The 12078-nt window shown below is 71.0% G+C and carries 10 protein-coding genes and 2 tRNA genes; 4 read left to right on the top strand and 8 right to left on the bottom strand.

Translation table 11 applies throughout. The annotated features are described in order from the left end of the window. Window positions 1-8 precede the first annotated feature (8 nt). The 3 genes from ACGFYH_RS00285 to ACGFYH_RS00275 all read right to left on the bottom strand — a co-directional run bounded on the left by ACGFYH_RS00285 (window position 9) and on the right by ACGFYH_RS00275 (window position 2667). Window positions 9-614 (bottom strand): ATP-dependent Clp protease proteolytic subunit, encoded by a 606-nt coding sequence (locus ACGFYH_RS00285; RefSeq protein ID WP_393801497.1) that lies wholly within the window; start codon window positions 612-614, stop codon window positions 9-11. 359 nt (window positions 615-973) lie between these two features. Further along, window positions 974-2398, bottom strand: a complete 1425-nt coding sequence (gene tig, locus ACGFYH_RS00280; RefSeq protein WP_393800877.1) for a trigger factor — start codon at window positions 2396-2398, stop codon at window positions 974-976. A 192-nt stretch (window positions 2399-2590) separates the two neighbouring features. Continuing rightward, window positions 2591-2667: transfer RNA gene (locus ACGFYH_RS00275), tRNA-Pro, on the bottom strand. A 163-nt stretch (window positions 2668-2830) separates the two neighbouring features. Here ACGFYH_RS00275 and ACGFYH_RS00270 point away from each other — a divergent pair. Continuing rightward, a tRNA-Gly gene (locus tag ACGFYH_RS00270) sits at window positions 2831-2901 on the top strand. A 79-nt stretch (window positions 2902-2980) separates the two neighbouring features. On the opposite strand, the gene ACGFYH_RS00265 is transcribed toward ACGFYH_RS00270, so the two are convergent. Then, window positions 2981-3175 (bottom strand): hypothetical protein, encoded by a 195-nt coding sequence (locus tag ACGFYH_RS00265; RefSeq protein ID WP_007449834.1) that lies wholly within the window; start codon window positions 3173-3175, stop codon window positions 2981-2983. A gap of 694 nt (window positions 3176-3869) precedes the next feature. Here ACGFYH_RS00265 and ACGFYH_RS00260 point away from each other — a divergent pair. Further along, window positions 3870-5075 (top strand): acyltransferase family protein, encoded by a 1206-nt coding sequence (locus ACGFYH_RS00260; protein ID WP_393800876.1) that lies wholly within the window; start codon window positions 3870-3872, stop codon window positions 5073-5075. Window positions 5076-5090: 15 nt separating this feature from the next. Here ACGFYH_RS00260 and ACGFYH_RS00255 read toward each other — a convergent pair whose 3' ends face one another. Both ACGFYH_RS00255 and ACGFYH_RS00250 read right to left on the bottom strand, forming a co-directional pair. Next, the gene (locus ACGFYH_RS00255) at window positions 5091-5570 is read right to left on the bottom strand and encodes an HD domain-containing protein (protein ID WP_393800875.1); all 480 of its coding nucleotides are present in this window, start codon (window positions 5568-5570) and stop codon (window positions 5091-5093) included. Between the two features lie 26 nt (window positions 5571-5596). Further along, window positions 5597-6784 (bottom strand): PP2C family protein-serine/threonine phosphatase, encoded by a 1188-nt coding sequence (locus ACGFYH_RS00250; RefSeq protein WP_393800874.1) that lies wholly within the window; start codon window positions 6782-6784, stop codon window positions 5597-5599. Window positions 6785-6947: 163 nt separating this feature from the next. Here ACGFYH_RS00250 and ACGFYH_RS00245 point away from each other — a divergent pair, with 163 nt between their 5' ends. After that, window positions 6948-8210, top strand: a complete 1263-nt coding sequence (locus ACGFYH_RS00245) for a GNAT family N-acetyltransferase (RefSeq protein WP_393800873.1) — start codon at window positions 6948-6950, stop codon at window positions 8208-8210. Between the two features lie 10 nt (window positions 8211-8220). Here the strand turns inward: ACGFYH_RS00245 and ACGFYH_RS00240 are convergent, their stop codons facing one another. Both ACGFYH_RS00240 and ACGFYH_RS00235 read right to left on the bottom strand, forming a co-directional pair. Beyond that, window positions 8221-9030 (bottom strand): Fpg/Nei family DNA glycosylase, encoded by an 810-nt coding sequence (locus ACGFYH_RS00240; protein WP_393800872.1) that lies wholly within the window; start codon window positions 9028-9030, stop codon window positions 8221-8223. A 789-nt stretch (window positions 9031-9819) separates the two neighbouring features. Beyond that, entirely contained in the window at window positions 9820-10305 is a 486-nt protein-coding gene (locus ACGFYH_RS00235; RefSeq protein ID WP_393800871.1) for a ribose-5-phosphate isomerase, read from the bottom strand. A gap of 207 nt (window positions 10306-10512) precedes the next feature. On the opposite strand from ACGFYH_RS00235, the gene ACGFYH_RS00230 reads away from it, so the two are divergent. Beyond that, window positions 10513-11973: an amino acid permease gene (locus ACGFYH_RS00230; protein ID WP_393800870.1), complete on the top strand. Its 1461-nt coding sequence runs from the start codon at window positions 10513-10515 to the stop codon at window positions 11971-11973. The last annotated feature ends 105 nt before the right edge of the window (window positions 11974-12078 follow it).

Genomic DNA, 12078 nt, shown 5'->3' with positions numbered 1-12078 from the left:
CAGAGGGCTCAGGCCCCGGTGCCGCCGCCGCCCGGCATACCGGCGGCCGTCGTCATCACGTCGTCGATGAGGCCGTACTCCTTGGCCTCGAAGGCGTCGAACCAGCGGTCGCGGTCCGAGTCGCGGGTGATCTGCTCGATCGTCTGGCCGGTGTGCTGGGAGGTCAGCTCGGCCATGCGCTTCTTGGTGTGCAGCAGCCGCTCGGCGTGGATCTTGATGTCCGAGGCGGAACCGGCCAGGCCGGCCGAGGGCTGGTGGATCAGGATCTCGGCGTTCGGCAGCGCGAAGCGCTTGCCGGGGGTGCCCGCGCTGAGCAGGAACTGACCCATGGAGGCCGCCAGGCCCATGGCGATGGTCACCACGTCGTTCTTGATGTACTGCATGGTGTCGTAGATCGCCATGCCGGCCGTGATCGAACCGCCGGGGCTGTTGATGTACAGGTAGATGTCCTTCTCCGGGTCGGAGGCAAGGAGCAGCAGCTGTGCGGTGATCTTGTTGGCGATGTCGTCGTCGACCGGCTGGCCGAGGAAGATGATCCGCTCGCCGAGCAGTCGGTTGTACACCTGGTCACCGAGGCCGCCACCGATGGAGGGCTCGCCGGCGGCTGAGGGCATCAGATTCGTCACGTATCCACCTGCTCGTCTTACGACGGCGCCGGGGCCGTCTCACGTTTCGCTGCGGGGCTGGAGCCGCTTTCGGGGACTCCCCTGCCCTCGTATTCATGGACCCTAACGCGGTGACCCTGCGGTGCCATCCCGGTTCCGCGGGTGTTCGCCGGGGGCGTAGAGCTCCGCGGGGGGCGGTTGCGGCGCTCGCCGTCGCGCTGCGCGCTCGTCGCCGGGTGCGGACCCATTGTGGTTGCTCGCGCGGTTAGCCGCACCTGCGGCTGGGCTTTCCGGCCGTATGCCGAAACGGGCCCCGGCGTCAGACGTCCGGGGCCCGTTCCACATCCGTCGGGGGACGGCGCGAGGGATCAGCCCTCGGTCTTCTCCCCGGCCTTGTCTTCACCGGACTCGGTGGACCCGGTGGAGTCGGCGGACTCGGTGGAGTCGGCGGCGGCCTCGGTGGCCTCCGTCTCCTCGTCCTCCTCGTCGTCCAGGTCGACGATCTCGCCGTTGGTGTCCTTGACCGTGGCCTTCTCGACCACGGCGGCCAGGGCCTTGCCGCGGGCGACCTCGCCGACGAGGAGCGGGACCTGGCCCTGCTCGACGACGGCCTGGGCGAACTGGTCGGGGGACATGCCGGAGGAGGCGGCGCGGCGCATGAGGTGCTCGGTCAGCTCTTCCTGGCTGACGTTGAGCTTCTCCAGCTTGACCAGCTCGTCGAGGACGAACTGGGTCTTGATGCCCTTGACCGCGGCCTCGCGGGTCTCGGTCTCGAACTCCTCGGCGGTCTTGCCCTGGAGCTCCAGGTACTTCTCGAGGTCGAGACCCATCTGGCCGAGCTGGTGGTGCTCGAGGTTGTGCTTGCGGGTGTTGACCTCGTCCTCGAGGAGCTTCTCGGGGACCGGGACCTCGACCAGTTCGAGCAGCTTGTCCAGGACGCGCTCCTGGGCCTGCGTGGCCTGGTCGTACTGCTTGGTGCTGGCCAGGCGCTTGCGGCTGTCGGCCTTCAGCTCCTCCAGCGTGTCGAACTCCGACGCGAGCTGCGCGAAGTCGTCGTCCAGCTCGGGCAGCTCGCGCGCGGCGACCTGGGTGACCTTGACGGTGACCTCGGCCTCCTTGCCGGCCGCCGAGCCGCCCTTGAGCTCGGAGGCGAAGGTGGCCTCGCCACCGGCCTCCAGGCCCTTCACGGCGTCGTCGATGCCGTCGAGCAGCTCGCCGGAGCCGATGGTGTAGGACACGCCGTCGGCGACGCCGTCCTCGAGGACCTCGCCGTCGACCTTGGCCCGCAGGTCCAGGGTGAGCACGTCGCCGTCCTCGGCGGCGCGCTCGACCGGGGAGGTGGAGGCGAAGCGCTCGCGCAGCTGCTCCACCGCCTTCTCGACGTCTTCGTCGCTGACCTCGACGGCGTCGACCTCGACCTCGATGCCGGAGTAGTCCGGGATCTCGATGGCCGGGCGGATGTCGACCTCGGCGGTGAAGTTCAGCGTCTCGCCGTCCTTCAGCTCCGTGATGTCGACCTCGGGCTGGCCGAGCGGGTTCAGCTCGGCCTCGTTGACCGCGTCGGTGTAGAACTTGGGAAGCGCGTCGTTGACCGCTTCCTCCAGCACCGCACCGCGGCCGAACCGCTGGTCGATGATCCGGGCCGGGATCTTGCCCTTGCGGAAGCCCTTCACCGTGACCTGCTGGTTGATCTTCTTGTACGCCGCGTCGAGGCTGTCCTTGAGCTCCTCGAAGGGCACCTCGACAGTGAGCCGAACCCGGGTCGGGTTCAGGGTCTCCACGGCGCTCTTCACGGTTCGGTCTCCTTGGTGGCTGACTTCTTGGGTTCTGCCGGAACCAGAGGGTGTCCGGCAGGTTTCGCCGCCCGGAGACTTCAGACGCTGAGACACACGGGCGTGCAGCTTGCATAGTAACGGCAGCGACTACACGGCCCAAAAGGCGATCACTCGTGCTCGTCGAGTCGATCGGCGATGGGTGGTCGATGATGGTCGGGGTGGCGGGATTTGAACCCACGGCCTTCCGCTCCCAAAGCGGACGCGCTACCAAGCTGCGCCACACCCCGTCTGGTGCGACACGTAGGGTACATGCCGCCGGGCACCGGGGGCCTCAGAGTTTCCCGCGCGTCCGTGAAGGTCCGGCGCGGACCGGAAGGGGTGTGCGGTGAGGGGTGGCGACCCGCTAGGATGCCTGCAGTGCCGCGGTCACCGACCTGCGGCGCGCGGTGTGCGGGCGTAGCTCAATGGTAGAGCCCTAGTCTTCCAAACTAGCTACGCGGGTTCGATTCCCGTCGCCCGCTCCGAGAAGGCCTCCGGCCCGGTTCCCCCAGGGGATCGGGCCGGAGGTCTTCGTGCGGGTCCGGGACCGGAACGCGCGGCCTAGAACTGGATCGAGTTGACCATGTCGGCTATCGAGTCCAGGAAGCGCTGGATGTCGTCGGCCATGCCGGTCGAGGCCAGGAAGAAGCCGAAGAGGACCGCGACGATCGCCGGCCCCGCCTTGATGGAGCCTCCCCGCAGCAGCACCACCAGGATGATCGCCAACAGCAGCACCACTGACAGTGAAATGGCCACAACTGATCACACCCTAGGTCGGTCCGCTCCCGGCCCGGAGGTGCGGCACCGCACACCCCCGCCAGGACCATCGTGCCACCAACCGGGCCCCGCTATGCGGCGGGTGACACATCGTCCGGCCGGCTCGCCGGACGGCACGCTCCCCGCGCACGCGGGCGCACCCACCATCACACCCCGCACAGAATTTCGACAGGACACCCGTACGGGGAATTCCGGCCATTTCGTTTCCATGCCCACACAAGGCGTTCGCAGGTAATTCGAATTGTCGTGGGGGACACACCGGCGGAGACATCGGCGGGCACCTCCGCGAGCCCATCACAGGGAGATCACAGAGGGATCACAGGGTCCCCCCGGAGGTCCTTGAGTGCGTTGAAGTGGACATTCAGTGAGGTCACCCTTCGGGCTTGTGCGGTTTTTAGTCACGATGAGTCGTGACAAGTGGGGGCGGTGAGTGGCGCCTCTGTCGACGGCGCCGCTCGCGGGTCGTCGGGGCCCTCACGCGACCGTGGGGCCGATTTCCCGGAATACGGAGGCAGCCACAAGGCACTCGGGACGCGAATGCAGGAATGACGTCGAGGGTTTTACGGAATCACGCGGGTAACGCTAGGGTGCCTCAGATGTTCTACGCTGCCTCGTCCCCCGTCAGAGCAGCGAGGTCCCGTGACAACTCGCCGGGTTTTCGGCGGGGGGTTGCATGACTAGCTCGCTGCGACCTCACGGCGACCGGAAGCCGCCGTCCCCACCGGATCAGCAGACCCAGCGGTCACGGCAGTCGGCGCGCGCCCCGTCGGCCCGGCAGCGCGACGCGTTCTTCGACAACGCCAAGTACCTGGCGATCGTGCTGGTCGGTGTGGGGCACGCCTGGGGACAGATCCTGGACGGGAACCCGGCCGTGGAGGCCTGCTACCGGGTTCTGTACACGTTCCACATGCCGGCGTTCATCGTCGTCTCCGGCTACTTCTCGCGCGGTTTCGATCTGAGCCCTCGGCGCGTCAAACGGCTGATCACCGGTGTCGCCGTCCCGTACCTCGTATTCGAGGTCGCCTACACGCTGCACCGCCGCGCCGGCGAGGACCCGCAGAGCGACTTCAGCCTGCTGGATCCCACCTATCTTCTGTGGTTCCTGTGCGCGCTGTTCGTCTGGCGGCTGACCACCCCCGTCTGGCGGACGGTCCGTTGGCCGCTCCCGATCGCCCTGGCCATCGCCGCGCTGGCCTCCGTGACGCCGACCGTCGACAACGACCTGAACATGCAGCGGGTGCTGCAGTTCCTGCCGTGCTTCGTGCTGGGTCTGGTGCTGCGTCCCGAGCACTTCCGGCTGGTGCGGCGCCGCTCGGTGCGGCTCCTGTCCGTGCCGGTGGTCGCGGCGGCGCTGCTGATCGCCTGGTGGTCGGTGCCGCGCATGGAGACCGGCTGGTTCTACCGCAACGCCGCTGTGCAGGACACGGTCGCTCCCTGGTGGTCCGGGCCCGTCCTGACGCTCGCGCTCTTCGGTTGCTCCGTGGTGCTGACCGCGTGCTTCTTCGCCTGGGTGCCCGGCCGTCGCATGTGGTTCACGGCGCTCGGCGCCGGCACCATCTACGGCTATTTGCTGCACGGCTTCCTGGTGAAGGAGGGCACCTACGCGGGCTGGTTCGAGCATCCCGTCCTGGACCGGCCGCTCGGCGAGATCGGACTCACCGTCCTGGGCGCCGCCGTCATCACCCTGTTGTGCACCAAGCCCGTTCAGCGGGTCATGCGGTACGTGGTCGAGCCGAGGATGGACTGGGCCTTCAAGCGGGAACCCGGCGAGGCCGCCGGGGGCGGCGGGAAGGGGGAGAAGACCGAGGCTCGCGAGACGACCTCCACCGCACCCGCCGCACCCAGCGGCAGCGGCAGCGGCGAGAAGGTGTCCGTCTAAAACCGTGCATCACGATCAGCCCAGGCCGAGAAGTGCGCGCATCCGCGTGTACTTCTCGGTCAGCCGGGCGCGGGTGGCCTCGTCGAGGACGGCGAGCCGCGCGGGGTCGGCGTTGTGCGCCAGGTCCGCCTCCTTGACCAGCGGCGCGCCCGGGGTGGCGAGGATCCGCGCGGCGTACGCCTCGGGCGGCTCCCCCGCCCGCTTGGTGAGGGCGAGGACGATGTCCTTGGTACGGCGGCTCAGCGGCGCCTCGGACAGCCACTCCTCGGTCAGCGCGTCGTCCTCGACTGCGTCGTGCAGCCAGGCCGCCGCGATCTGTTCGTCGTCGCCGCCGCGCCGCCGCACACCCTCGGCGACGGCACGCAGATGTTCCGTGTAAGGCCGGCCCGCCTTGTCGGTCTGCCCGGCGTGGGCGGCGCGGGCGGCGGCCTCGGCCTCGGCCGGGGAGAGCGGCGGGACGGATGGCGGTGCGTCGGGCGCGGTGTCGTGGGGCATGGGGACCAGTGTGTCGGCGGAGGCCCTCAGTCCGCCATCGTCGCGGAGTGGGCCGTCGGGCCCTCCCGGCAGATCAGCAGCAGCGCCCGGTCGTCGTTGACGTCCTTGGCCACCGCCTCGATCAGATGCCAGGCGGCACCGTGGAAACCGCCGGCGACATAGCGGTCGGCCTCGCCGGTGAGGCGGTCCATGCCCTCGGCGATGTCCCGTTCGGAGGTCTCCACCAGGCCGTCCGTGAACAGCATCAGCACGTCCCCGGCTCGCAGTGAGCCCTTCACCTGGTCGAACTGCGCACCGTCGTACACGCCCAGGAGCGGTCCCTCGGCCGACTTCTCCTCCCAGCGGCCGGTGCCCGCGCTGAGCTGGAGCCCCGGGGGGTGTCCGGCGGAGTACAGCTCGTAGTCGCCGGAGTCGAGGTCGAGGACGAGGTGGATGGAGGTGGCGAAGCCCTCGTCCCAGTCCTGGCGGAGCAGGTAGCCGTTGGCGGCCGGCAGGAACGCGTGCGGGGGCAGGCTGCCGAGCAGTCCGCCGAAGGCACCCGACAGCAGCAGGGCGCGTGAGGCCGCGTCCATGCCCTTGCCGGAGACGTCGGTGAGGACCACCTCCAGCGTGCGGCCGCCGTTCGTGCGGGCCGCGACGACGAAGTCGCCGGAGAAGGACTGGCCGCCGGCCGGGCGCAGCGCCATCTCCCGGTGCCAGCCCTTCGGCAGCTGGGGCAGCTTGCTCTGGACGCGGATGCGTTCGCGCAGGTCGAAGAGCATGGTGCCGCCGCGCCGCCAGGGCACGCCGACCCGGCTGCGGAACTGGGCGACGAGGAGCCCGAAGAATCCGGAGGCCGCGACGACGAGGACCACGCCCGGGGTGACCCGGGCCGGGCCCTCGGTGTACGGGCCCAGCTGCACCGACTCCACGATCAGCGCGGTGGCCGCCGCCGCGTACAGGCCGAGCAGGCTCGCCGGGCGCAGCAGCAGGCCGCCCGCGACGATGGGCAGGACCAGTGCGGACGGTGAGCACCACACGGAGTTGACCATCGTGGTGGCGGCGATGACGGGGATCGTCAGCAGCAGTCCGGCGAGCGCGATCCAGTCCGAGCCGTCGCCGCGGAAGTAGTCGACGGCGGATCTGCGCACGCCGACGCGGGCCCGGTGCCACTGCTTCTTCCACCGGGCCGTGAACGTCTCGGCTTCCGCGCGCCGCTGTCGTCCTGCTGCCATTAGTTCGGGACCCTATCCATCGGACCGGCCACTTGGCACGGGAGGCCCCACTTGTCCCCCGTCCGAGGCCGGACTTCACAGTGAACTTCACGAACGGCCGTCGCGCCGCACCCCTGTCGAAATTCCCTCGCCCCTCTCCGTCCGGCCCTGGTACGCATGGTCCATGGAACGGTCCACGAGTGGTGCCGGCGGCATGACGACGATGGAGCCGCGGGCACTGCGGCGCGACGAGTGGGACACCTGGTACGGGACGCTGATCCGCGCCTTCGGCGGGGTGCCGGAGGCGGCCGAGGAGGTGGCGCTGTTCCGGGAGTTGACGCGGGTCGACCGCTCGATCGGTGTCTGGGACGGCGCGGAGTGCGTCGGCACGGCGGGGGCGTTCGGCTTCCGGATGACCGTGCCGGGCGGCGCACGGGTGGCCGCGGCGGGGGTGACGATGGTGGGCGTCGCCGCCACGCACCGGCGCCGGGGTGTCCTGACGTCGATGATGCGGCGGCAGCTGGACGACGTGCGGTCCTGGGGCGAACCGCTGGCCGTACTGACGGCCTCCGAGCCGGCTGTCTACGGCCGGTTCGGGTACGGCGCCGCGACCTTCCAGGCGAGTGCGGAGATCGACACGGGCCGGGTCCGGCTGTCGGTGCCGGCCGGCACGGACGACGTACGGCTGCGGTACGCGGCGCCCGCGGACGTGCTCGACGCGTGCGAGGCGGTGTACGCGCGACTGGTGCCCGGACGGCCCGGGATGCTGGCCCGGGTGCCCGGCTGGGAGCGGGTGGCGCTGCTGGACCCGGAGAGCGACCGGGCGGGGGCCTCGCCGCTGCAGTGCGTCGTCGCCCGGCGCAACGGCGAGGTCACCGGGTACGCGCGGTTCCGGGTGCGGCCGGCCTGGGGGGCCGAGGGAGCCCGGGGCACGGTGGTCCTCGACGACCTGGCCGGGCTTGACCCGGCGACCGGGGCGGCGCTGTGGCGCTTCCTGTTCGACGTCGACCTGACCTCCACCGTGGCGGTGCGGGGGCGGCCGGTCGACGAGGCGTGGCAGTACCAGGTGTCGGACATCCGGCGGTGCCGGCCGACGCTGCGGGACGGGTTGTACGTACGGCTGGTGGACGTGGGGGCGGCGCTCGCGGCGCGGGCCTACCAGGCGCCGGTGGACGTGGTGTTCGAGGTCGAGGACGCCTTCTGCCCCTGGAACGCGGGGCGTTGGCGGCTGAGCGGTGACGCGAAGGGGGCGTTCTGCGAGCGGACCTCCGACGCGGCGGATCTGGCCCTGTCCGTCCGGGAGTTGGGGGCGGCGTATCTCGGGGGTGTGAGTCTCGGTTCGCTCGGTGCGGCCGGGAGGGTGCGTGAGATACGGGCCGGGGCGCTGGCGGAGGCGTCGGTGGGATTCGGGTCGGACGTCGCGCCGTGGTTGCCGCACGGCTTTTGAGCGCGGGTTCCTACCGTTTCTGGCAGGTGGGGCACCAGAAGAGGTTGCGGGCGGCGAGGTCCGCGGTGCTGACCGGGCCGCCGCACAGGTGGCAGGCCTGGTGGGCCCGGCGGTAGACGTAGACCTCGCCGCCGTGGTCGTCGACGCGGGGTGGGCGGCCCATGGCCTCGGGGGTGTGTTCGGGGCGGACGGTGTCGATGCGGTTGTTCCGGACGCCCTCGCGCATGAGGCCGGTGAGGTCCTGCCAGATCGCGTCCCACTCGGCGGGGGTGATGTCCTTGCCGGGGCGGTACGGGTCGATGCCGTGGCGGAAGAGGACCTCGGCGCGGTAGACGTTGCCGACGCCTGCGATGACCTTCTGGTCCATGAGCAGGGCGGCGATGGTGCTGCGGCTGCGGGAGATCCGGCGCAGGGCGGCCCCGGGGTCGGCGTCGGGGCGCAGGGGGTCGGGGCCGAGGCGGTCGTGTATCGCCTGCTTCTCCGGGTCCGTGATCAGGGCGCAGGTGGCGGGGCCGCGGAGGTCCACGTAGGCGGTGTCGCCCGCGAGGCGGAGACGGACGGTGTCCGTGGGTGGGGGCGCGGGGGCGGGGCCGAAGGTGACCTTGCCGAAGAGACCGAGGTGGATGTGGACCCAGCCGGCGCCCCGGAAGCCGAGGAAGAGGTGCTTGCCGTGGGCGTCGGCGGTGTCCAGGACGGTGCCGTCGAGGAGGGCGGCGGAGCCCGCGAACTTGCCCTGGGGGCTGGTGACGTGGACTGCCGTCCGGGCGAAGGCGGCGGTGTAGTCCTTGGCCAGCCTGTGGATCGTGTGCCCCTCTGGCACGGGGGTGTCCTTTCCCGGGCTTGTGCCCGCGGGGTGTTCTTCGGGTGCGCGGGGTGTTCTTTCCGGGCCTTCGCCCACCGGCCCGCCCGACTCGGACGGCCGAAGGGCTCGACTCCCTCCGGGACTCCACGGGAGGGGTCCCTTTCGGGCCTTCGCCCACCGGCCCGCCCGACTCGGACGGCCGAAGGGCTCGACTTCCTCCGGGACGTCCCCGCCGGGCCCCGGCCGGGACCTAGCCCCCTGCACCCCTGTGGGGCCTGCTTCGCCGCCCGGCCTGCGGGGCTTGCCTCCCGTCCGGGCGGAGCGTCCTCGCCCGGCGGTCCCGCGCCCCACCCGGCGAAGCCTGTCCCGGACCGCCCTGCGGGCTTGCGTCCCACTCCGGCGAGACTGCACCCGCCGCCTGCGGCTTGCGTCCGCACTCGGCGCTCCTGCTTCTGCGCCGCGGGCTCCCGCTTCCGCCCGGCGGAGCCGTCCCGGCCCCGCGGACTTGCGGCTCCGCCCGGGGCGAAGTTCAGTCGCCACCCCGCAGACCCGCGCCCCCATCCCGGTCGAAGTACAGTCCCCACCCGCAGACCCGCGCCCCCACCGCGAGGCGGAGCCGTGTCCCCGCCCCCGCAGACCCGCGCCCGCACCGCGAGGCGGAGCCGTGTCCCCACCCCGCGGGCCCGTGTCCCCGCCCCGCGGGCCCGCGGTCCCGTCCGGCGGGGCGGGGCTCTCCGGGCTCTGCGGAGGGGCCGGCCCGGCGCCGGCGCTCGCGGCGCCGGGGGGTGGCCGTCGTACCGGCGGGTGCTACTGCTGCGGGTGGTGCGGCGGGACGGGCGGGAGGTCGCCCGTCGTTTCGTAGGACGTGAGCATGTCGATGCGGCGGATGTGGCGCTCGTCGCCGGAGAACGGCGTGGCGAGGAAGGTCTCGACGAACTTCGTCGCCTCCTCCCGCGTGTGCATGCGGGCACCGACCGCGACGACGTTGGCGTCGTTGTGCCGGCGGCCCAGCGACGCAGTCTCCTCGCTCCAGGCGAGCGCCGCGCGCACGCCCTTCACCTTGTTCGCCGCGATCTGCTCGCCGTTGCCGGAGCCGCCGATCACGATGCCGAGGGCGTCGGGGTCCGCGGCCGTCCCCTCGGCGGCGCGCAGGCAGAAGGGCGGGTAGTCGTCCTGGGCGTCGTAGAGGTGCGGGCCGCAGTCGACGGGCTCGTGGCCCGCCGCCTCGAGCCACTCGACGAGGTGGTTCTTGAGTTCGAAGCCCGCATGGTCGGAGCCGAGATACACGCGCATGGATCGAGTGTGACACGCGGGCCGTGGGGCGGACGCGTCGGGTATGGACCAGGAAAAGGACACGTAAAACTTTGGAATCTCAGGGAAGGCTCAAGTAACGATCCGGATTCAGAGGTTTCCGAATCCCTTCACCTCCGTTTCACTGGTCCGGCTCGTACACCGCTCGTACGGGAAAGTGCACGACCGGCGCAAAGGAAAGCCTCCCCCATGACTTCGCAGCCGACCCTGGCCAAGCCCGACGACGGGGCCCCGGGGCCCGGAGAACCCGCGTCCGGACTCCAGGCCGGGCTCAAGAACCGCCACCTCACGATGATCGCCATCGGCGGTGTCATCGGGGCAGGGCTGTTCGTGGGTTCCAGTTCGGGAATCGCCACCGCGGGACCCGGCATTCTCCTCTCGTACGCCCTCGTCGGCACGCTCGTGGTGCTGGTGATGCGGATGCTCGGGGAGATGTCGGCCGCCAACCCGACCTCGGGCTCCTTCTCCGCGCACGCCGACCGGGCGCTCGGGCCCTGGGCGGGGTTCTCCATCGGCTGGTTGTACTGGTTCTTCTGGGTCGTCGTGCTGGCCGTGGAGGCGACCGCCGGTGCCAAGATCCTCGAAGGGTGGATACCGGCCGTGCCCCAGTGGGGCTGGGCCCTGATCGTGATGGTCGTGCTGACCGCCACCAACCTCGCCTCGGTCGGCTCCTACGGGGAGTTCGAGTTCTGGTTCGCCGGGATCAAGGTCGTCGCGATCGGCGCGTTCATCGTCGTCGGCGGGCTGGCCGTGTTCGGGGTACTGCCCGGTGTGGACAGCGGTCGGGCGGGGCTGGGCAATCTGACCGAGCACGGCGGGTTCCTGCCGAACGGGCCCGGGGCCGTCCTCACCGGCGTACTGCTCGTCGTCTTCTCCTTCATGGGCAGCGAGATCCCCACGCTCGCCGCCGGCGAGTCCGAGGACCCGCAGCGGGCCGTCACCAAGGCGACCAACAGCATCATCTGGCGCATCGCCGTCTTCTACCTGGGCTCCATCTTCGTCGTGGTCGCCCTGCTGCCCTGGGACTCGCAGTCGATCATCGACAAGGGTTCGTACGTGGCCGCACTGGACTCGCTCGGCATCGCGCACGCCGGTCAGATCATGAACTTCATCGTCCTGACGTCCGTGCTGTCCTGCCTGAACTCCGGGCTCTACACGGCCTCCCGCATGGCGTTCTCGCTCGGTGAGCGCGGTGACGCCCCGAAGACGTTCGCCCGCGCCACCCGGCGCGGGGTGCCGCGGACGGCGATCCTGGTCTCGGTGGTGTTCGGCTTCGTCGCCGTCTTCTTCAACTACGAGTTCCCGGACTCCGTCTTCCTCTTCCTCGTCAACTCCTCCGGCGCCGTGGCCCTCTTCGTGTGGCTGGTGATCTGCTTCTCCCAGCTGCGGATGCGCAGGATCATCCAGGCGGAGGCACCGGAGAAGCTGGTGGTGCGGATGTGGCTGTTCCCGTATCTGACCTGGGCCGCCGCCGCCGTGATCGTCTTCGTGCTCGGCTACATGCTGACCGACACCGAGCACGACGGGCGCACCACCGTGCTGCTCTCGCTGCTCGTCGCCGCGCTCGTCCTCGTGGTCGCCGTCGTCAGGCAGAGGCTCGGCGCGGGCCGGGCGAACACGGCCGCCCGCGACTCCGCCGGAAAGGACTGACCTCCGGCGGAGTCGCGGGGGGGGGGCGGCGGGGAGGGGGGGGGGCGCGGGGGGGGCCGGGGCGGGGCGGCGGGCGGGGGGGGACGGGGGGGGGGGCGCGGGCGG

It is taken from the genome of Streptomyces sp. NPDC048392 (assembly GCF_043200575.1).
Taxonomy (GTDB): domain Bacteria; phylum Actinomycetota; class Actinomycetes; order Streptomycetales; family Streptomycetaceae; genus Streptomyces.
This window is presented reverse-complemented; position numbering and strand designations above follow the sequence as displayed.